A 19,914-nucleotide genomic window follows, 5' to 3' on the forward strand; every position below is an offset into this window, starting at 1 on the left:
ATCCGGGTGTCGTCGCTTGCTGGCGATGGCCCCGGATAAACGGGGCCGGCAGTATTAGCCGCGTTCGCGGATGGTCTTGATGATGTCGCTGGTGGAGCAGCCATCCTCGAAGTTGAGGACCCGCACCTCGCCGCCGTTGGCGGTCACCTCGGCGTAGCCGGCAATCTCTTCCGGCTTGTAGTCGCCGCCCTTGACCAGCAGGTCCGGCAGCACCTCGGCGATCAGCCGCTGCGGAGTGTCCTCGGAGAAGGGCACCACCCAGTCCACTGCACCCAGCGCGGCCAGCACGGCCATCCGGCGCTCGGTCGGATTGACCGGACGACCCGGCCCCTTGAGGCGACGCACCGACTCGTCGGTGTTGACCGCGACAATCAGGCGATCCCCCAGCTTGCCGGCATTGGCCAGGTAGGAGACGTGACCAGCATGCAGGATGTCGAAGCAGCCGTTGGTCATCACCACCTTCTCGCCACGCAGACGGGCGGCCTGCACGGCAATCTTGAGCTGGGCTTCAGACATGACGCCAAAGCCGGTCTCCTGCTCGGTGTAGAGGGCGTTGGCCAGCTCCACCGGGCTGACGGTGGAGGTCCCCAGCTTGCCGACCACGATGCCGGCGGCGGTGTTGGCCAGGGCACAGGCTTCGTCCAGGCTCTTGCCGGCGGCCAGCGAGGTGGCCAGGGTGGAGATGACGGTATCACCGGCACCGGTCACGTCATACACCTCGTGGGCCTGGGCCGGCAGGTGCAGCTCGGGTTGGCCTTCGCGGATCAGGGTCATGCCGTTCTCGGAACGGGTGACCAGCAGGGCCTCCAGCTCGAAGCGCTTGACCAGCTCCAACCCCTTGGCAACCAGCTCCTCTTCGCTCTTCACCTTGCCCACCACGGCCTCGAACTCGGACATGTTGGGGGTCAGCAGGGTGGCGCCGCGGTACTTCTCGAAATCGGTCCCCTTGGGATCGACCAGCACCGGGATGCCGGCGGCGCGAGCGCGCTGGATCATGCCGGGCACATCGTTGAGGGCGCCCTTGCCGTAGTCGGAGAGGATCATCACGTCGCTGTGCGGCAGTGCCTGCTCAACCTTGCCCATCAGCAGGGTGGAGTCCACATCGTGGAAGGCCTCTTCAAAGTCCAGACGCAGCAGCTGCTGGTTGCGCGACAGCACGCGCAGCTTGGTGATGGTCGGGTAGTCGGCCAGACGAACGAAGTCACAGGCGACCTTGACGCCGGCCATCTGGCCAGCCAGGGCATCGGCGGCCTCATCCTGACCGGTCAGACCCAGCAGCACGGCGTGGGCGCCCAGCGCGGCGGAGTTGAGCGCCACGTTGGCGGCGCCACCTGGGCGCTCCTCAATGTGTTCGACCTTGACCACGGGCACCGGTGCCTCGGGCGAGATCCGGCCGGTGGGGCCATGCCAATAACGGTCCAACATGACATCGCCAACGACCAGAACGCGGGCTTTTTCAAACTCGGGCAGGGTGATCTTCATCTGTATCGACTCTCAAAACCTGAAAAATCAGTCGCCGATTTTATCACACTCTTTTATTTGAGGGAGAAAAAGCAAACCTGCGGTTTCCATTTAAAGAAACCGGTAGTAACGATTCCCGTCACGCCAGTGAACCACCATCAGCCCCTCTGACCAGCACATAGCCATTCGCCCCCGACCCCGCTTTTCGGCTAGAATCCCCGCTTGCGAATAAAACGATCCGTTCAGGATCCCCACGTGCCTTTATCGCCTCCCCTTATTCGACCGGGCTTGCCCGGTGCATGGCGATTGCGAACAAGAGACTTTTCATGGCCCACGACAATGCTCCCCGCCTCGAACCCCGCCTGTTTCATCCCCGCTACTGGGCCAGCTGGTTCGGCCTCAGCCTGCTCTGGCTGCTGGTGCTGCTGCCTTGGCGCAGCCAGATGTGGCTGGGACGCCAGTTGGGTAGCCTGGCCCGCAAGCTGCTGAAATCCCGCGTCAAGATTGCCCGCCGCAATTTGGAACTGGCGATGCCCGAGCTGACCAAGGATGAACGCGAGAAACTGCTCAAGCAGAATTTCGAGAGCGTGGGCTGCGCCATCTTCGAAGTCGGCATGGCCTGGTTCTGGCCGGATTGGCGGATACGCAACCTGATGAAGGTGGAAGGGGAAGAGCACGTCATCGCCGCCATGGAGAAGGGTCAGGGCATGCTGCTGCTCTCCTGCCATTTCCTCACGCTGGAGCTCAACGCCCGCTGCTTCGGCCTGGTACGGCCCGGGGTCGGCGTCTACCGTCCCAACACCAACCCGGTGCTGGAGTATGCCCAATACCACGGCCGCTGCGCCTCCAACAAATACCTGGTGGACCGGATGGACGTGAAGGGGATGATCAAGGCGCTGCGCAACGGGGATGCGCTCTGGTATGCGCCGGATCATGACTACGGCAGCCATGCCAGCGTGTTCGTGCCCTACTTCGCGGTGGAGCAGGCCGCCACCATCACCGGCACAGCCACCCTGGCGCGGGTGAAGAACACCGTCACCCTGCCCTGCTACAACATCCGTACCAGCGAGGGTTACACCCTGCATATCGGGGCGCCGCTCGCCGACTATCCGAGCGGCGACGACCTGGTCGATGCGGCCCGTGCCAACCGAGAGATTGAAGCCGCCGTGCGCAAGGCGCCGGAGCAGTACATGTGGCTGCACCGCCGCTTCAAGACCAGGCCCAACCCGGACGATGCGGGCTATTACTGAGTCGGAAAAAACCGAAAAAGCCGCCGAAAGGCGGTTTTTTCTGGCCTGTTGCCGGTAAAGGGTTTTCATTCGTGGCTGAATATTTTATTAATGGCCCTGCCGAGCGGCGGGCCCCGGCCCGCCAGCAATACCAATAACGAAGGGAAGCGAACATGAAAGCCACTCTTTTGCTGGGCGCCCTGTGCGCATTGACCGGCTGCAGCCAGCAGACCCACAGCGTCCATCTGACCTCCCTCCCCTTAAGCGATCTCAAGGAAGTGAGCGCCCAGTGGAGCCCGCTCACCCGGATGGAGTCCCGCTACCCCAAAGAAGCCATCCTGGCCGGGCAGACCGGTTGCAGCTCGCTAGAATACGTGATCAACCCGGCGGGACGGGCCGAACAGATCCGGGTGCTGGACAGCAGCGACCCGCAGTTCAGCGACGCCGCCATCGCTGTGTTGCATCAGTGGCAATGGCAGGCCACCCCCACCAACTCGCAGCACATTCCGGTAAAGTCCCGTACCCGCTTCGAATTCTGCATCGAGCACAACGGCCAGCCCTGCGACACCAGCGAACTGGAACTGCGCTGCCAGGGGGAAGACGTGGTGCGCAGCACCGGGCTGATCTACACCCAGGTCTGAATCAGCCGCGTAGGCCTCCATTGTCAGCCCGCAAGCCCTATCGACAGCGAAAGAAAAAGGTGAGCCAGGCTCACCTTTTTACATTGCAAGCGCTGCGGCGCAGCTCATTCCCCTTGCCGGTGCAGCCAGGCGGCGATGGCCAGTTGCAGGCGCACATAGTCGACCTGAAGGAACAGTGCCGGCAACGCCTGCTGCCAGTCGGCCTGTCCGGCGACCGAGGCCAGCCGCGGCTCGAGCCGGGTCAGGTCGTCGAGCCAGTCCGCTGCCGGCAACCTGCCGGCCGCTTCGGCAATCAGGTCCATGCCCAGGCGCAGCTGCTGCAACGCCAGCCCCTGCGCCTCGGCGTCCATCTGTTCCAGCCAGTACTGCTCGTGGTGCTGCCAGTGCTGCAGGCCGAGGGCGATACGCTCGGCCGCACTCAGGTCGGTCAATGCCGGCAAGGCTTGCAGCGCCAGCGGCTTGCCGAGCCCAGCCAGCCGATAACCACGCTGGGCCTTGGACTGAGCCCCGAGCCGCAGGCCGCCAAGCCCGGCCAGCTGCTCTGCCAAGCCAAACAGGGCGCTCGCCTCGCCGGATTTCAGCTCAAGCTCCAGCTCGTCGATGCGGCTCTTGCCGAGCACGCCGACGATCTCCCCCTGATCCCAGGCCAGCTCGATCTCGGCCCCCTCGAAGGCGATCAACCAGTGGCGGCGCAGGAAGTCGGTACGAAACTGGGCAACCAGAGCGCCCTGGATTGCATCCCGTGTGGAAAGACTCGGCCAAATCTCGTCAGGAAAAGCGTCAAGTACAGGCATATCGCCAGCGACCGGGGCATTGTATTCGGGTCTGGCATGCAATCCGCCCACCGCCTGGCCCCGACATTTAATCGTCTGTTCGGCGAAATCATCGCTGCGACGGATCCGCAATCCCATCTCCAGGCGGCGCAAATCCAGAGTTGGCGTATCAAAATAGATATTGCCGAGCTCAGCTTGGGAGTTGGATATAATTTCAAGTGAATTCAGAAGGTTGAAAAAAGGCTGTCGAATATCTCGGGAGACAAAAAACTTTATCTCGATCTCAGTTTGCATAGTCATTCCGGGCTGGCAGGCAACTTTGGGGGGCGTGATGCTAAGCGCGAGGATATAATGCCTGCGATACATCAGGATTAATTCACGGTTTTATTGATGGCGCAGTTCGGTTACCATGCGCCCCTCATAAAATCGTATCGAGTGTTTTTTCACCGACACAGGTTTGGCCATGCCAGTAAATACTATTTTGGGGCTTTTTGCCAAGTCCCCCATCAAGCCGCTGCAGAAGCATATCGTCAAGGTTCACCAGTGCTCCCAGCAGTTGGTTCCCTTCTTTGATGCCGTTGCCGAAGACCGTTGGGAAGATGCCGAGAAGATCCGGCAGCAGATTGCCCAGCTGGAAAAAGAAGCGGACATCCTCAAACGTGAAATTCGTCTGAAGCTGCCTCGCGGCCTGTTCCTGCCGGTTGCCCGTACCGACCTGCTCGAACTGCTGACCCAGCAGGACAAGATTGCCAACCGTGCCAAGGATATTTCCGGCCGCATGCTTGGCCGTAAAATGGAATTCCCCTCCGAGATGCGTGCCGATTTCATGGCCTATCTCAAACGCTGTATCGATGCGACCGCCCAAGCCGAGAAAGCCATCGGAGAACTCGATGAGCTGCTCGAAACCGGCTTTAAAGGACGTGAAGTTGAAATGGTTGCCGAGATGATCCACCAGCTGGATCTTATCGAGGACGATACTGACACCATGCAGATCGGGCTGCGCCAACAGCTGCAAGCCGTTGAGCAGAAATACAATCCGATCGACGTTATGTTCCTCTACAAGATCCTCGAATGGGTAGGTGACCTGGCAGATCAGGCCGAGCGCGTTGGCGCCCGTCTGGAACTGATGCTGGCTCGTTCGTAATCGACTGACTGGGTAAACACTGAATGGACATTATCGCGAATTACGGCACCACCCTGGTGCTCGTGGCGGCCTTGTTCGGCTTTTTGATGGCCTGGGGCATAGGCGCGAATGACGTCGCCAACGCCATGGGCACGTCGGTCGGCACCAAATCCCTGACCATCCGTCAGGCCATCATCATCGCCATGATCTTCGAGTTTGCCGGTGCCTATCTGGCAGGCGGCGAAGTGACCGCTACCATCCGCAACGGCATCATCGACAGCAACGCCTTTGCCGATACGCCGGATCTGCTGGTGCTCGGCATGATAGCCTCCCTGCTGGCTGCGGGCGCCTGGTTGATCCTGGCCTCCTACTTCGGCTGGCCCGTCTCCACCACCCACTCCATCATCGGTGCCATCGTCGGTTTCGCCGTGGTGAGCATTGGCCCGGAAGCGGTGCAGTGGAGCAAGTTCGGCGGCATCGTCGGCTCCTGGGTAGTCACTCCGGCCATCTCGGGCGTCATCGCCTACTTCATGTTCATCAGCGTGCAGAAGCTCATCTTCAACACCGATGATCCCCTCAACAACGCCAAGCGCTACGTGCCCTTCTACATGTTCCTGACCGCGCTGGTGATCTGCCTGGTGACCATCAAGAAGGGACTGACCCACGTCGGTCTGCACCTGACCGACGGCGAGGGCATCCTGCTCTCCATCGCCATCTCCATCGCGGTGGCGTTTGCCGGCTGGCTCTACATTCGTGGCCAGCAGTACAACCCGCAGGATGACAGCAAGATGCACTTCGCCAACGTGGAGAAGGTGTTCGGCATCCTGATGATCATCACCGCCTGTGCCATGGCTTTCGCCCACGGCTCCAACGACGTGGCCAACGCCATAGGTCCGCTCTCCGCGGTCGCCTCCATCGTGGCGGCCGGCGGCGAGATCGGCGGCAACTCCCACATCGCCTGGTGGATCCTGCCGCTCGGCGGCATCGGCATCGTCATCGGTCTGGCCACCATGGGCGAGAAGGTGATGGCCACCGTCGGTACCGGCATCACTCACCTGACCCCGAGCCGCGGCTTCGCCGCCCAGCTGGCCACCGCCGCCACCGTGGTGATCGCCTCCGGCACCGGTCTGCCCATCTCCACCACCCAGACCCTGGTCGGTGCGGTCATGGGCGTGGGTCTGGCGCGCGGCATCGCGGCGCTGAACCTGGGTGTGCTGCGCAACATCGTGGTCTCCTGGGTCATCACCCTGCCGGCGGGCGCCATCCTGGCCATCGCCATCTTCTACGTGCTGCAGATCTGCTTCTCCTGAGGCGCGCTGCAGTGAAAAGCCCGGGTCATTGACCCGGGCTTTTTTTATCTCGGCGCGCTCATCCACCCCTTGGGGACGCGAGCAACTTGCATCACCCGCCCCACAGGCGCAGACTGTTTGGCCTTGTTTCGACTCAAGGCACCCATCATGACGCCAGCCATCAACCTGCTGAAGAAGCTCAAGATCCCTCACAAGCTCTACCCCTACGAGTGCGAAGCCCACGACGACTTCGGCAAGCATGCCGCGACCCAGCTCGGCCTGCCGGAAGCCCAGGTGTTCAAGACCCTGATCGCCCATCACGACAAGCAGGCGGTGGTGGCCATCGTCCCCTCGTCCGGCCTGTGCAGCCTCAAGCAGCTGGCCAAGGCCACCGGCCTCAAGAAGGTGGAGATGATGAAGCCCGCGGAGGCGGAGAAGCTGACCGGCTACAAGGTCGGTGGCATCAGTCCGCTGGCCCAGAAGAAGCTCTTGCCCACCGTGCTCGACGACTCGGCCATGCAGTTTGACGAGATCCTGGTGAGCGGTGGCAAGCGCGGCCTCTCGGTGGGGGTGGCACCCGCTGACATGCTGCGCCTGATGAAGTGGATCGCCGCCCCCATCGGGGAATAAAAACGTGAGCGGGCCTGCCACTGCGCAGGCCCGCCCGGCCACTCTCGTTTACGGGAGCATGCCCAGTGCGCGGCGGCCATGGTCGTTCAGATCGGCCAGGGTGAAGCGCCCCTGCCAGTCGGCCTCGTAATCTTCGCGGGGGAAGTCGCCAGGCGAAGTTCCCTGCTCCAGCGCTTGGCGCACCAGGCGCGCATAGGCCATGTTCTTCTCGCAACGGGGCGCCGCCGGAATATACATGACGTTGCCCCACCCCTGCTGCTGCTCCACCGCTGCCACGCCGTGGATCAGGTCGCAGTGCCACCAGACCGAATCCCCTGCCGTCACCGCCGGGATCGAGCTCATCGCCCGCAGCAACAGCGGGTGCCAGGTCTCGGAGACCGGCAGCACCTTGCCCGGTGCGACACCGCACAACTCATCCTCCGGTACGTCCGGCTGCAGCGGCCGCAGCAGCACGTAGGCCATCGCCTCGGGGATCGGCACCACGTGCAGCAATCCCTGCCCCGGCAACATGTCGGAGAGCGCCGTCCACCCCTGGAAGGTACGAAATACCGAGCACTTGGTGGTGTTCTCCACACTGTACTCCTCGACCTCGGTGCGATGGGCCGCATCCCAGGGATCGTAGGCGGCTATCTCCCCCCGAAAAATCGACGCAAACACCTGCTGGTAGGCCGGCAGCAACCAGCGTTCAAGGGCCCCCGAGTCGGTATGGGCACCCAGCCCGCGAGAACAGGTACCGGGCGGACGGCGGCGAATGCGATCGGGATAGATAATGCTCACGTCCGGGTCGAACCAGGGTGTCCCATCCGGCCGCTCGAACTGCCACAGGCGGTTCAGGAACGACTGCACGGTCGCCATCTCGTCGCTCTGGCGCGCCTCCATCTGGGCCCGTGACCAGTAGATGGGATAAATCTCGGGGCGCGACGCGGCAAGGGAGCCGAAAAAACTGTCGCCGGGACCGCGATACAGCTCATCAAAACGGTTGAGATCCAGGTAGTCGAGCATGTCGCGATCCCAGGCCAGCGCCCGTTCGCGAGCAAAGTGCCCGCGGATCACCAGACAGCCGCGCCGCCGTATGGCTGCACGCTCGGCCTCGCCCACCTGGCCCGCCGCCAGCGCCTGGTAATCCAGTTCTGGCCACACCGGCTCACCACGGGCTCGCAGCGCTTCCACCTCGGCCACCCGCGCCTCGATGCGGCGGCTGACCTCGGCAAAGACCGCCTCCACGTCGCCGAGTTGTGCGCGCAGGGCTTGTTTCATCTGACGGATGGCCGCCTTGTGATCGGCGGGCAACTGGGTATGGGTGACGCTCATCTTGCCTCCTGGATAATGGACGAAAGCCAGCAAAAACTTTCGTTCGAAATAGAATTTAATTTCAAAAACAAGATACATTAAAAAAATGTTAATACAATCCTCTCCGCACTCGGGCAGTGAAGACGCAGCCAAGAAGCAGTGCAGGAAGAGAAGGGAGATCAGCAGCGAGCAGACAAGACGGCAAAAGCAACAGGGCGGCCATGGCCGCCCTGTTTATTCAAGCACCGCGCATGGCGGCCGTGAGGGTCGAGAGGCGCAGGTGCTGGTGCCCCTGCGCATCGAAGTTGTCAGGCGCCAGCCAGCGCGCAAAGCAAGCCTGCAGCGCTGGCCACTCACTGTCGATCACCGAGAACCAGGCGGTATCGCGTGTGCGCCCCTTGTCCACCCGGCTCTGGCGAAAGGTCCCCTCGTAGCGGAAACCAAGGCGCAGCGCCGCCTGCCAGGAGGGCTGGTTGAAGGCATTGCACTTCCATTCGTAACGCCGATAGCCGAGGGCAAAAGCATTGGCCATCATCAGCGCCATGGCCGCCGTCGCCAGCCGCGAGCGCTGCAAGGCAGGGGAAAAGTGCAGCCAGCCCACCTCGATGCTGCCGGCCAGGGGGTCGATGCGCAGGTAGCTCGCCAGCCCGAGCGGCTGTTCGCCATCCTCGTCGAAGATGGTGTAGAACTGGGGATCTTGCTTGGCGGCGCACTCTCGCAGCCAGACCAGCATGTCAGCCTCTGTTGCGTAAGGGCCTGTGGTCAGGTAGGTCCACATGGCCCCGCTGTCGGCGCTGAAGGCCTGCCACAGGCCGGGGCCGTGACGCTCAGGATCCAGCGGCTCCAGCCGGCAACCCCAGCCGTTGAGGGGGCGACGGGGCGGGAACTCGGCGCCCCGCCAATCGGGCAGCGGCGCACCGACCGGCTGGCCGAACTCGTTCAGATGGATATCAGCAGCCACAGGCAATCCCTCCCGTTTGCAGCACCCCCGCTTCGCTACCGGTGGCGACGGCAAAGCCGTCCTGCCGCCACCAGTGCAGCCCGCCGATCAGCTCCTTGACCTGAAAACCGAGCGCCGCCAGCCTGTAGGCACCCCGGGTCGAGCCGTTGCAGCCGATGCCGTCGCAATAGCAGACATAGACCTTGTCCCGCGCCAGCGCGGCCGTGGTGGCCGGGGTCATGGTAGCGTGGGGAAAGCTGATGGCGCCGGGGATGTGTCCCTCGGCATAGTGACCGGCAGAGCGGGTGTCGATGACGACGATCCGCTCTTCGCCGGCCAGCAGATCGGCGGCCAGATCCGCCGGATCGGTGCGCAAGGCCAGCTGGGCCTCGAAGAAGAGGCGGGCTTGTTCGGCACTGGCCAACCCGCTGCTCAATACATGACTCATAGTGACGTTCCTTGTACTCAAACCCGGATCCGGGTGGTGATGTCGGTGGTGACCGAGTTGGCGATGAAACACTCCTCGTGTGCCTGGTGGTGCAACTGCTCCAGCGCGGCCAGATCCGGCTGACGTTCACCGCCGAACTGCACCAGCGGCTGCAGGGTGACCCGGGTGATGGCCTGACGACCACGGGCATTGGCTTCCATGATGCCCACCGCCTCGTCCCGGTAGCTCTCCACCAGGTAGCCCGCCCTGGCGGCCAGCCAGAGGAAGGTGAGCATGTGGCAGCTGGAGATCGCCGCGACGAAGGCCTCTTCCGGGTCGACGTTCTCGGCCACTGACCAGGGCAGCGGCACCACGTGGGGAGACGAGGAGGCGGGCACCCTGACGCCGCCGTCGAACTCCCACCAGTGGGCCCGGCTGTAACCTTGATCGACGAAGGGCTCGCTGGCCCCGCGCTGCCAGCTGATGGTGGCGCCGTATTGCGACATGCAGACTCCTTTCATTGCCAATAGTTGTGAATCCCGAACCTTGAGCCTCAATGTAGCGACATAATGGCCTTGCCACGCCGACCAATTTTGCCAATATGAGCAGACCAATTAGCGCCCGGGAGATCCCCATGCCTGCCCTGCCCACCCTGTTTGCCACCCAGCAAGCCAGCGATCTGCCGCTGCACGAACAGCTGGTCCGCACCCTGCGCTCGGCCATGCTGGCCGGCCACCTGCCCCAGCACAGCCGGCTGCCCGCCAGCCGCATGCTGGCCGCCGATCTGGGGGTCTCCCGCAGCACGGTGGAGCTGGCCTATGGCCGGCTGGAGGCGGAGGGCTATCTGGTGCGCAAGGTGGGGGCCGGCAGCTTCGTGGCACTGGCCGCGGTCTCCCCGACTCCGCGCCCGCCCCAGTCGGCAGCCGGTCTGTCGCGCCGAGGCCAGGAGATGGCCGACAGCGGTGCCTGTCACGACGTGCCCGAGGTGGGCCGCTCCTTTGCCTCCAGCCAGCCGGATCCCCGCCTCTTCCCGCAGGCCCTGTGGGGCCGGTTGATGCAGCAGCAGTGGCGCCGGCACGCCGGCGACTGGATGAATTACGGGGAGCCGCAGGGGCTGGAGGCGCTGCGCGGCGCCATCAGCAGCTATCTGGTGCAATCGCGCGGCGTGGTGTGCGAGCCGGACCAGATCCTGATCCTCACCAGCTCCCAGCAGGGGATCCTGCTGGCGACCCAGCTGCTGATCGATGCCGGCGATACCGTCTGGGTGGAGGATCCCGGCTACCCCGGGGCCCGCACCGCCATGGAGAGTGCCGGCGCCCGGGTGCACCCGGTGCCGGTGGATGAAGAGGGGCTCAACCCACAAGGGGAACACCCGGCGCCGCGGCTCATCTACACCACGCCCGCCCACCAATATCCGCTCGGCGTGCCCATGAGCCTGCCGCGGCGGATGGCGCTGCTGGCCGAGGCCGAGCGGCACGGCGCCTGGATCCTGGAAGACGACTACGACGGCGAGTACCAGTACGATCAGCGGCCGCTCCCCGCCCTACAGGGGCTGGATGGCCAGGGACGAGTGCTCTACGTGGGCACCTTCAGCAAGGTATTGTTCGGTTCGCTGCGCCTCGCCTACCTGGTGCTGCCCAGGCCACTGATGGAGTCCTTCTGTCGGGCCAGGGCCGCGGTCGATGGCCACAGCAACCAGCTGCTGCAGGCGGTCACCGCCGACTTCATCCGTGCCGGTCACTTCGCCACCCACCTGCGCCAGAGCCGGCTGGTCTACCAGAGCCGCCGCGACCTGCTGCTGGCCGAGCTGGCCAGCCACTGCCCCGCCCTCACCCCCATCCACAGCGGGGCCGGCCTGCAGTGCGCCGTGCTGCTGCCCCCCGGCGGCGAGGCGCGCTGGACAGAGACCGCCAACGCACAGGGGCTGGGGCTGCGCCCCCTCGGCCAGTTCTACCTGGGCCCGCCGACGCAGGAGGGGTGGCTGCTCGGCTTTGCCTCCCTCGACAACCAGGCCCTGCGCCGTCTCTGCCGCCAGCTGGGCAGCCTGCTGGCCACCCGCTGAAGGGGGCCCGTCTGCTCAGCCTTGGGAGCCGGTTTGCCCCTGCTCGCGGCAGAGCGCCAGCCAGGCCTCAGCGGTGCGGGAGAGATAGCGTTCGCTCGGCCAGATCACCCCGAGCCGCCAGCTCAGCTCGGGCACCAGCGGTCGCAGCACCAGCCCGTCCGGCGCCAGCCGCCGGCAGATGGGCTCGGGCAGAAAGGCGACCCCCATGCCGCTGCGCACCATGGCGGTGAGAAAGTCCCACTGGCTGCTGCGCGCCGCCACCTGGGGCTCGAAGCCGGCCACTCGGCACGCCTGCTCCAGCCGCTCGCTCAGGGTGAAGGCCTGGGTGTAGAGCAAGAAGGGCTCGTCGCAGAGCGCCTCCAGCCGGATTTCAGGGCTATCGCGCCAGCGCGGCAGGTCGGGCAGCACCACCTGGATCGGGTACTGGTCCAGCTCCAGCGCACTGAGGGCGCCCCCCTCCTTGGTCGGCAGCATGGTAATGGCGAGATCCAGCTCCCCTTCCAGCACCGCCTGCTCGATGCGCCGGCCGCCGTACTCGACGATGGAGAGCTCGACCTTGGGGTAGCGACTGCGGTAGGCGCGGATCAGATCGGCATAGACGTGGCCCACCATGGGCGGAATGCCGAGCGCCAGCCGGCCGAATTGCAGGCTCTGCAGATCGGCGAGCTCCGCCTCCAGCTGCTGCATCTCGGCCAAGATGGTCTGGGCCCGGTTGAACAGCACCCGACCGCTGTCGGTCAGGGTGAAGCGGCGCCCCGCGCGGCTCAGCAGCGGCTGACCCAGCTCCTCCTCCATGTTGCGGATCATCTTGCTGATGGTGGGCTGGGTGACGAACAGTTTCTCGGAGGCGCGGGTGAAGCTCTGTTCCCGCACCAGTTCGACAAAGTAACGCAGGGCGCGGATGTCCATGGCTCTCTCCTGGCGGACGGCAAAACCTGATCATGCCTCTTTGGCATGATTTTGATAATTTAAATTCATTTTTTGCAGGTTTGGCCTCTCTCTATACTGTGAGCAAGTTCACAGAAAGACCTAGATCATGAAAGCCCTCTGCATTCGCTGGTTCCAGACCCCCTTCCAAATCGCCCTGCTGGCCGCCATCTGGTTGCTGGCGGATCTGGCGGTACGTACCTTCCACCTGCCGCTGCCAGCCAACCTCACCGGCATGCTGGCCCTGCTGGCCTTGATCCTGCTCGGCGTGGTCAAGACCCACTGGTTCAGCGCCGGCGCCCGCTGGTTGCTGGCCGAGATGCTGCTGTTCTTCGTGCCGGCGGTGGTGGCGGTGGTCAACTATCAGGATCTGCTGCTGCAGGAGGGGTGGCGCATCATTGTGGTGCTGCTGCTCAGCACCATACTGGTGCTCGGCACCACGGCGCTGGTGGTGGACCGGGTCTATCGCCTCGAGTTGAAACTGGCCCGCCGGAGTCGTCGTCATGTCTGATACCCTGCTCGGCCTGCTCTGCTTCGCCCTCACCCTGCTGTTCTACTACGCCAGCAAGTGGCTCTACGGCAAGAAACGCATCCTGCCCCTGATGCCGCTGCTGCTGGCCCCCACCCTGCTGGTGGCGGTGGTGATGCTGTTCCACATCCCCTATCAGGACTACATGGCCGAATCCCACTGGCTGCTGTGGCTGCTGGGGCCGGCCACCGTCGCCTTCGCGGTGCCGGTCTACGAGAACCGCCAGCTCATTCGCCGCCACTGGTTGTCGCTGTCGGTGGGAGTGGTCGCCTCGGTGGTGATGGCTGTGGGCAGTACCGTGCTGCTGGCCCGCTGGCTCGATCTCTCCGACATGCTGCAGCGCAGTCTGGCGATGCGCTCCATTACCACCCCGTTTGCGGTGGAGGCGACCCGCGCCATCGGCGGCCAGACCGATCTCACCGCCCTGTTCGTGGTGCTGACCGGCGTCATCGGCATGGCGGTCGGCGAAAGCGTGCTCACCCTGCTGGCCATTCGCAGCCGCCTTGGCAAGGGCGCCGGGTTTGGTGCCTCGGCCCACGGCGCCGGCACCGCCAAGGCCTATCAGATGGGTAATGAAGAGGGGGTGGTCTCCAGCATGGTGATGATGATCGCCGGCATGGTGACCGTGCTGCTGGCCCCCCTGCTCGGCCAACTGTTCTGGTAACCTGCGCGTCGGTAAAAGCCGCGTTTCCCGGGCCCAGGCCCCCAGCCTTGGCGCCACAGCCGCTACACTCAACTCAATGTGACAGCAGTGAGCGGTATGATGAACCACAGAGTGATGATCCTCGGGCTGCTGGCCGGCAGCCTGTTCTTCTCCCCCCTTCTGCCGGCCCTGGACATAGTGACCCACGTCAGCCCCGAGAGTGAGCGGGACCTGCGCACCCTCTACGGCCAGCAGCTGCTGCAACTGGCGCTGGAGAAGACCCGCGACAGCTTCGGCGACTACGAGCTGCGACCGGCCCCGCCTATGAGCCGAACCCGGCTGCGTCAGGTGCTGCAGTACAACCTCTACCCCAACCTGCTGGCCATCGACAGCTTCCCGCGCCCGGAGGGCAGCCACGATCTCGACTATGTCCGCTTTCCGGTGGATCTCGGCATCCTCGGCTATCGCATCTGCTTCGTCAGCCCCAAACAGCAGCAGGCCGTGGCCCGGGTGCGCACCCTGCACGAGTTGCAGCAGTTCAGCCATGGCCAGGGCCGCGGCTGGCAGGATGCCGAGATACTGCGCAGGGCCGGCTTCAAGGTGCAGGAGGTGGAGGGCTACGAGCGGCTGTTCAAGCTGGTGGTGCGCGGCCGGGTGGATCTGTTCTGCCGGGGGGCCAACGAGCTGCTGACCGAACTGGATACGCACCGGGATCTGGGGCAATTGACGGTCGACCAGCATCTGGCGCTCTACTACCCCTTCATCCACCTCTTCTACAGCCACAAGGACAACCAGCACGCCCTGCGCCGGGTTCGGGCCGGCCTGCAACTGGCCTGGCAGGACGGATCCCTGCAGGCGCTCTGGCTCAAGACCTTCAAGCCGGCGCTGGATTTCGCCAGGCTGGACCAGCGGCTGCTGTTCAGGCTGGACAACCCCTTGCTGCAAGGGCTCGACTTCGATTACCAGCCCTACCTTTACGATCCCCTCACCCAGCGCTTCGGGCCCGGCGAGTCGGCCAGCGGCAAGCAGTGACCCTAGCGGCTCCCCGCTCGCCGCCGGGGAGAGCCACTACACTCAGAGGAGTCTCAGCCTTTCACAGGAGCTCATGATGCACTGGACCCCGCTGCTTGCCCTGCTGCTGGCCCTGCCCGTGCTGGCCAGCCCGACCCTGTTCACCTACATGAGTCCGGAGAGCGAGCACGATCCCAGAAGCACCTATGATCGCGAGCTGCTGCGCCTGGCGCTGGAGAAGACCCGCGCCAGCCATGGCGACTACAAGATGCAGGCCGCGCCCCCCATGACCCTGGCCCGGATGTGGGTCAGCCTGCGCTTCAATGACTACCCCAACCTGTTCGCCATGGACAGTTACCGCTCCGATCGGGACATGAGCGGCATCGACTACGTGCGCTTTCCCATCCACCTCGGCATCGTCAGCTACCGCATCTGCTTCGTCAGCCCCGAGCAGCAGAGCGCCGTCGCCGGAGTGACCAGCCTGGAGGGACTCAAGCGCTTCGACATCGGTCAGGGCAAGGGCTGGCTCGACGTGCAGATCCTGCAGCGGGCCGGTTTCAAGGTGCAGGAGGTGGAAGGCTACGAGCAGTTGTTCAAGATGGTGGCGCGCGGCCGTTTCGCACTCTTCTGCCGCGGGATCAACGAGTTGCCCCAGGAGAAACTGAATCACAGTGACGTACCCGGACTGGTGATGGATGAGAACGTGGCGCTCTACTATCCGCTGCCCAGGGTCTTCTTCACCCACAACAGCAACCAACAGGCCATCGAACGGGTGCTGCAGGGGCTCAAGGCCGCCTGGCGCGACGGCTCCCTGCTGGCGCTCTGGCTGAAGACCTTCAAACCCTCCCTGAGCTTCGCCCACCTCCATACCCGCCGGCTGTTCCGGCTGGAGAACCCCTATATCGAGGGGATCGACTTCAACTATCAGGCCTACTTCTACGACCCCGTGCAGGGGCGCTTCGGCCCCGGTGAATAACCACTCGCTTGCCGTGCAAGCGCAGCAATGAAAAAGCCCGGGTCAGTGACCTGGGCTTTTTTGTCCATGCTTCGTATCCTGCCTCGTCAATCCTCGAGGAAGGTCCACTCGTCGCGCACCCGGCTGATGGCGTCGAGCCGCCGCTTGGCCAGCTGCTCGCGAATAGCCTCCCCCTTGAATCCAGCTGCCACTATCTCCTTCACCGGCACGGCCTGGGCCGCCGCCAGCGCTTGCGCCACATAGTCGGGCTCGGCATAGACCCGCTCCTCGAAGCCGGTGCGGCCGTGGAAGTCGGCCCGGCAGGCGTCCAGCAGCTGGGCGAAGCGCTCCGGCCTGCGCCAGGCATCGGCCTTGTCGAACACCTTGAGCAGGGTCGCCGGCTTGAGCTCGAAGGCGATATGGATATGGGTGTGCAGATCGCTCACCAGCAGCGCCAGATCGCGGCACTCGTTCGGTACCCGGAACCGCTCGCAGAAATAGCGGATCAGCGGCAAGCCCTTCTGGCCGTGGCCGTGGTGGCTCGGCCAGAACTCCGGCGGGGTCAGCCCCTTGCCAAAGTCGTGGCACAGCGCCGCGAAGCGCACCGCCAGTTCGGGCGAAAGCCGGCAGGCCTGTGCCAGCACCATCATGGTGTGGATACCGGTATCGATCTCCGGGTGCCACTTGGCGGGGGCAGGCACCCCGAACAGGGCATCCAGCTCGGGGAACAGGGCCGCCAGGGCGCCGCACTCGCGCAGCACCTCGAAGAACACCTGCGGGGTCGGCCCCAGCAGCACCTTCTCCAGCTCCTTCCACACCCGCTCCGGGGTCAGGTGAGCCAGCTCGCCGGCCTCGGTCATCTCGCGCATCAGCGCCAGCGTCTCGGGGGCCACCACGAAGCCCTGGGCGTGGAAGCGGGCGGCGAAGCGGGCCACCCGCAAAATGCGCAGCGGATCTTCGGCAAAGGCGGGGGAGACATGGCGCAGCAGCCGTTGTTTCAGATCCTCGATGCCGCCATAGGGATCGTGCAGTTGCCCCGCCTCATCCTCGGCGATGGCGTTGACGGTGAGATCCCGGCGCAGCAGATCCTGCTCCAGCGTCACCTCCGGCGAGGCGTGGCAGACGAAGCCGGTATAACCCCGCCCCTGCTTGCGCTCGGTGCGGGCCAGCGCGTACTCCTGCTGGGTCTTGGGGTGCAGAAACACGGGGAAATCGCGGCCCACCTGGGTAAAGCCCAGCGCCAGCATCTGTTCCACGGTCGCCCCGACCACCAGGTGATCCCTGTCGCCCTGCGGCAATCCCAGCAGGCGATCCCGCACCGCGCCCCCAACCAGATAAGTCTGCAAGCTGTGTCTCCCTTGATAAACCTGTCCCGATTATACCGGTTTGGCCGGTGGAGACTATGGCTGCCCCATCCCCCGTCGGCGGGACGAGCCGACGATGGCCCAATGAGAGGCAAAACGCCCCTCGCCACCCGCCTCGCCAGCCAACCCGGCGGCGCCCTTTCTCCCGCCGGCAAATCAGGGTGCGCGCTGGCCCCCCTTATGGCATCCGGGTCTTTGACATCCCTCTGGGGAGGCTTTAACCTGCCGCCCATAACAACGGAATGGATCCTTATGTACACACAGTTCTTCGGTCTGTCGGAGCACCCGTTCTCCATCTCTCCCAATCCCAAATACCTCTACATGAGTGAACGCCACGGGGAAGCCCTCGCCCACCTCAACTACGGGTTGCAGGATGGGGGCGGCTTCGTGCTGCTGACCGGGGAAGTGGGCACCGGCAAGACCACCGTCTCCCGCTGCCTGTTGCAGCAGTTGCCGGCCGAGACCGAGATTGCCTACATCCTCAATCCATCCCTGACCGAACGAGATCTGCTGGCGGCCATCTGCGACGAGTTCCAGCTGGCCTATGGCCAGGATGCCGGTCTCAAGCAGCTGTTCGACCTCATTCGCGATCACCTGCTGGCCAATCTGGCGGCGGGCAAGCGCAGCGTAGTGCTGGTGGACGAAGCCCAGCACCTGCTACCCGGCGTGCTGGAACAGCTGCGCCTGCTCACCAACCTGGAGACCGACGAGAAGAAGCTGCTGCAGGTGGTGCTCATCGGCCAGCCCGAGCTGCAGCAGATGCTGCGCCAGCCCCTGCTGCGCCAACTGGCCCAGCGCATCACCGCCCGCTACCACCTGCTGCCGCTCTCCTGCCAGGACGTGGATGCCTATGTCCGCTTTCGTCTGCAGGTGGCCGGCTGCGTGCAACCCATCTTCACCCCCAAAGCAATCCAGACCCTGCACCGCCTCTCCGGCGGCATCCCGCGCCTCATCAACCTCATCTGCGACCGCGCCCTGATCGCCGCTTTCGCCCGCGGCAGCCACAAGATAGTCCACGGCGACATCAGCCTGGCGGCCTTCGAGGTGAGCGGCATCCGTGACGAGGGCACCTGGCAGTCCGGCTTGATGGTGGCGCTGGTCGGCGCCTTGCTGGTGGCCACCGGCTGGTGGGGCTGGCAGTTCTTCGGTTTCTTCCCGACCCGCCCGGTGGTCACGGTGGAGGTGCCGGTCAAGGTGGACGATACCCCGGAGCAGCAGGAGCAGCTGACCCGCGCCATCAATCAGGCGCTGGAACCGGACAGCGCCATGCAGAATCTCTACAAGGTGTGGGGCTACCAGACCGAGCTGGAAGAGGCGACCTGCGACAACGCGCCGCGCGCCGGCCTGCGCTGCCAGGAGGGCGAGGCCTCCCTGGCCGAGCTGCAGGCACTGCAGTATCCCGCCCTCGTCAGCCTGACCGACGAGACCGGCGGCACCTATTACGCCACCCTGGTCAACCTCGGGCCCGACAAGGCCAACCTGCTCATCGGCAACCAGAGCTGGCAGGTGGACAGGCAGTGGCTGAGCGATTACTGGGGTGGCAGCTATACCCTGCTGTGGCGCATGCCCAAGGGTGGCGTCACCCTGATCGGCAACAACGCCGGCCCCAGCCAGGTGCAGTGGCTCGACAATGCCCTCAGCCGGGCCCTGCAGCAGCCGGATCGCAAGGTCCGCCGCTTCGATGCCGAGCTCAAGACCAAGCTGCAGCAGTTCCAGCGCGCCCAGGGGCTGAACCCGGACGGCATCGCCGGCAGCAACACCCTGCTGCGCCTCAACGTGATGGCTGGTGAACCCATGCCGAAGCTGGAAGACCCTGCCCAGCGGGCCAGCAAGCCGGCCAGGCTGGATCCGGCAGAGGATGACGAGGCTATCAACACACTGTCGGAGGAGGCTTCCTGATGTCCACCCTGCTCAAGGCGCTGCGGCGGGCCGACCAGCCCCAGTTCACCCCGCACATCCCGGCGATGGGGCTGCCGGTCAGCCAGGAAGAGGAACAACCCAGGCGCTGGATCTGGTGGCTGCTGGCCCCGCTGGCGCTGGTGATGGGGGCCGCCGCCAACTACGGCTGGCACCTGCTCAACAACCGCCCCATCGAGAAGACGGTGGAGGTGAAGGAGGTGGTGACGCCGCCCTTTGTGCGGGTCGAGCCCAAGCCGATGATCACCCGTCCGCTGCCACCGCCGCCGCCCGAACCCGTGATCATCCCCAAAGCCGATGCCCAGCCCGCACCAGCGCCCGCCGACAGTAGCCAGGGGCTGGCCGAGCGCATCCTCAATGCACTCAACAACACCCCGTTGCAGCAGAGCGCGCCACCACAGGTGCCGGAAGAACTGCAGGCCACGCCGCTCAGCGCCCTGCCGCAGGCACTCCGCCAGCAGGTGCCGCCGCTGGCCTACGGTGCCCACGTCTTCTCCTCCAACCCGGCCAACCGGGCCGTGACCCTGAACGGGCGCACCTACCGGGAAGGCAGCGAGGTCGCCCCTGGCGTCACCCTGCTCGCCATCGCCCAGGATTACATCATCCTGCAGGTGGGCGGCCAGAACGTCAGCCTCAAGGCGCTGCAGGACTGGCGCGGCTGAAGCGCGCCCCTGCCAGCCCGAAGCTGGCCACCATTTCAAGA

20 protein-coding genes are annotated in these 19,914 nt (G+C 64.7%); 12 read left to right on the plus strand and 8 right to left on the minus strand.

Features of this window, described 5'->3' with window-relative positions:
* Nucleotides 1–54: 54 nt before the first annotated feature.
* Nucleotides 55–1,482: a bifunctional D-glycero-beta-D-manno-heptose-7-phosphate kinase/D-glycero-beta-D-manno-heptose 1-phosphate adenylyltransferase HldE gene (hldE, locus tag E5E97_RS01570; RefSeq protein WP_024943164.1), complete on the minus strand. Its 1,428-nt coding sequence runs from the start codon at nt 1,480–1,482 to the stop codon at nt 55–57.
* Between the two features lie 305 nt (nt 1,483–1,787).
* Here hldE and lpxL point away from each other — a divergent pair, with 305 nt between their 5' ends.
* Nucleotides 1,788–2,711 (plus strand): LpxL/LpxP family Kdo(2)-lipid IV(A) lauroyl/palmitoleoyl acyltransferase, encoded by a 924-nt coding sequence (gene lpxL, locus E5E97_RS01575; protein ID WP_171279787.1) that lies wholly within the window; start codon nt 1,788–1,790, stop codon nt 2,709–2,711.
* Between the two features lie 152 nt (nt 2,712–2,863).
* Nucleotides 2,864–3,331 (plus strand): energy transducer TonB, encoded by a 468-nt coding sequence (locus E5E97_RS01580; RefSeq protein WP_171279788.1) that lies wholly within the window; start codon nt 2,864–2,866, stop codon nt 3,329–3,331.
* A gap of 104 nt (nt 3,332–3,435) precedes the next feature.
* Here E5E97_RS01580 and E5E97_RS01585 read toward each other — a convergent pair whose 3' ends face one another.
* The gene (locus E5E97_RS01585) at nt 3,436–4,398 is read right to left on the minus strand and encodes an inorganic triphosphatase (RefSeq protein WP_171279789.1); all 963 of its coding nucleotides are present in this window, start codon (nt 4,396–4,398) and stop codon (nt 3,436–3,438) included.
* A 169-nt stretch (nt 4,399–4,567) separates the two neighbouring features.
* Here E5E97_RS01585 and E5E97_RS01590 point away from each other — a divergent pair, with 169 nt between their 5' ends.
* From E5E97_RS01590 to ybaK, 3 genes are all read left to right on the plus strand, one after another.
* Nucleotides 4,568–5,248 carry a TIGR00153 family protein gene (locus tag E5E97_RS01590; RefSeq protein WP_005305357.1) on the plus strand — a complete coding sequence of 227 codons (681 nt, stop codon included), beginning with the start codon at nt 4,568–4,570 and terminating at the stop codon, nt 5,246–5,248.
* Nucleotides 5,249–5,271: 23 nt separating this feature from the next.
* A complete protein-coding gene (locus E5E97_RS01595; RefSeq protein WP_011707483.1) occupies nt 5,272–6,537 on the plus strand; it encodes an inorganic phosphate transporter in 1,266 nt (421 codons plus the stop codon).
* Between the two features lie 147 nt (nt 6,538–6,684).
* Nucleotides 6,685–7,146 (plus strand): Cys-tRNA(Pro) deacylase, encoded by a 462-nt coding sequence (gene ybaK / locus E5E97_RS01600; RefSeq protein WP_029302130.1) that lies wholly within the window; start codon nt 6,685–6,687, stop codon nt 7,144–7,146.
* Between the two features lie 48 nt (nt 7,147–7,194).
* Here the strand turns inward: ybaK and E5E97_RS01605 are convergent, their stop codons facing one another.
* The 4 genes from E5E97_RS01605 to E5E97_RS01620 all read right to left on the minus strand — a co-directional run bounded on the left by E5E97_RS01605 (nt 7,195) and on the right by E5E97_RS01620 (nt 10,309).
* Complete coding sequence (locus E5E97_RS01605; RefSeq protein WP_171279790.1) at nt 7,195–8,457, minus strand: DUF1479 domain-containing protein; 1,263 nt, start codon at nt 8,455–8,457, stop codon at nt 7,195–7,197.
* Nucleotides 8,458–8,674: 217 nt separating this feature from the next.
* A complete protein-coding gene (locus E5E97_RS01610) occupies nt 8,675–9,397 on the minus strand; it encodes a GNAT family N-acetyltransferase (RefSeq protein WP_171279791.1) in 723 nt (240 codons plus the stop codon).
* A complete protein-coding gene (locus tag E5E97_RS01615; RefSeq protein ID WP_171279792.1) occupies nt 9,387–9,824 on the minus strand; it encodes a rhodanese-like domain-containing protein in 438 nt (145 codons plus the stop codon). Before E5E97_RS01615 ends, E5E97_RS01610 begins: the two co-directional genes overlap by 11 nt.
* Before the next feature lie 17 nt (nt 9,825–9,841).
* Nucleotides 9,842–10,309, minus strand: coding sequence for an OsmC family protein (locus tag E5E97_RS01620; protein WP_106551703.1), 468 nt, complete (start codon nt 10,307–10,309; stop codon nt 9,842–9,844).
* A gap of 128 nt (nt 10,310–10,437) precedes the next feature.
* Between E5E97_RS01620 and E5E97_RS01625 the strand changes: the two genes are divergently transcribed.
* Complete coding sequence (locus tag E5E97_RS01625; protein WP_118880345.1) at nt 10,438–11,865, plus strand: PLP-dependent aminotransferase family protein; 1,428 nt, start codon at nt 10,438–10,440, stop codon at nt 11,863–11,865.
* 15 nt (nt 11,866–11,880) lie between these two features.
* Here E5E97_RS01625 and E5E97_RS01630 read toward each other — a convergent pair whose 3' ends face one another.
* Nucleotides 11,881–12,774 (minus strand): LysR family transcriptional regulator, encoded by an 894-nt coding sequence (locus E5E97_RS01630; RefSeq protein ID WP_171279793.1) that lies wholly within the window; start codon nt 12,772–12,774, stop codon nt 11,881–11,883.
* Nucleotides 12,775–12,901: 127 nt separating this feature from the next.
* On the opposite strand from E5E97_RS01630, the gene E5E97_RS01635 reads away from it, so the two are divergent.
* The 4 genes from E5E97_RS01635 (at nt 12,902) to E5E97_RS01650 (ending at nt 15,951) form a co-directional block, all read left to right on the plus strand.
* On the plus strand, nt 12,902–13,303 hold the full coding sequence (locus tag E5E97_RS01635) for a CidA/LrgA family protein (RefSeq protein ID WP_171279794.1): 402 nt from the start codon (nt 12,902–12,904) through the stop codon (nt 13,301–13,303).
* Entirely contained in the window at nt 13,296–13,985 is a 690-nt protein-coding gene (locus tag E5E97_RS01640; RefSeq protein WP_011707492.1) for an LrgB family protein, read from the plus strand. Before E5E97_RS01635 ends, E5E97_RS01640 begins: the two co-directional genes overlap by 8 nt.
* A 96-nt stretch (nt 13,986–14,081) precedes the next feature.
* Nucleotides 14,082–14,996, plus strand: coding sequence for a hypothetical protein (locus E5E97_RS01645; RefSeq protein WP_171279795.1), 915 nt, complete (start codon nt 14,082–14,084; stop codon nt 14,994–14,996).
* Nucleotides 14,997–15,072: 76 nt separating this feature from the next.
* Nucleotides 15,073–15,951 (plus strand): hypothetical protein, encoded by an 879-nt coding sequence (locus E5E97_RS01650; protein WP_171279796.1) that lies wholly within the window; start codon nt 15,073–15,075, stop codon nt 15,949–15,951.
* Between the two features lie 86 nt (nt 15,952–16,037).
* On the opposite strand, the gene E5E97_RS01655 is transcribed toward E5E97_RS01650, so the two are convergent.
* Nucleotides 16,038–17,276: a multifunctional CCA addition/repair protein gene (locus E5E97_RS01655; RefSeq protein ID WP_171279797.1), complete on the minus strand. Its 1,239-nt coding sequence runs from the start codon at nt 17,274–17,276 to the stop codon at nt 16,038–16,040.
* A gap of 270 nt (nt 17,277–17,546) precedes the next feature.
* On the opposite strand from E5E97_RS01655, the gene exeA reads away from it, so the two are divergent.
* Both exeA and exeB read left to right on the plus strand, forming a co-directional pair.
* Nucleotides 17,547–19,193 carry a type II secretion system protein ExeA gene (gene exeA, locus E5E97_RS01660; protein ID WP_171279798.1) on the plus strand — a complete coding sequence of 549 codons (1,647 nt, stop codon included), beginning with the start codon at nt 17,547–17,549 and terminating at the stop codon, nt 19,191–19,193.
* On the plus strand, nt 19,193–19,873 hold the full coding sequence (gene exeB, locus E5E97_RS01665; RefSeq protein ID WP_171279799.1) for a GspB family T2SS assembly factor variant ExeB: 681 nt from the start codon (nt 19,193–19,195) through the stop codon (nt 19,871–19,873). The genes exeA and exeB overlap by 1 nt, the downstream gene beginning before the upstream one ends.
* Nucleotides 19,874–19,914: the final 41 nt, after the last annotated feature.

The organism is Aeromonas sp. 2692-1, from assembly GCF_013085505.1.
Classification (GTDB): domain Bacteria; phylum Pseudomonadota; class Gammaproteobacteria; order Enterobacterales; family Aeromonadaceae; genus Aeromonas; species Aeromonas hydrophila.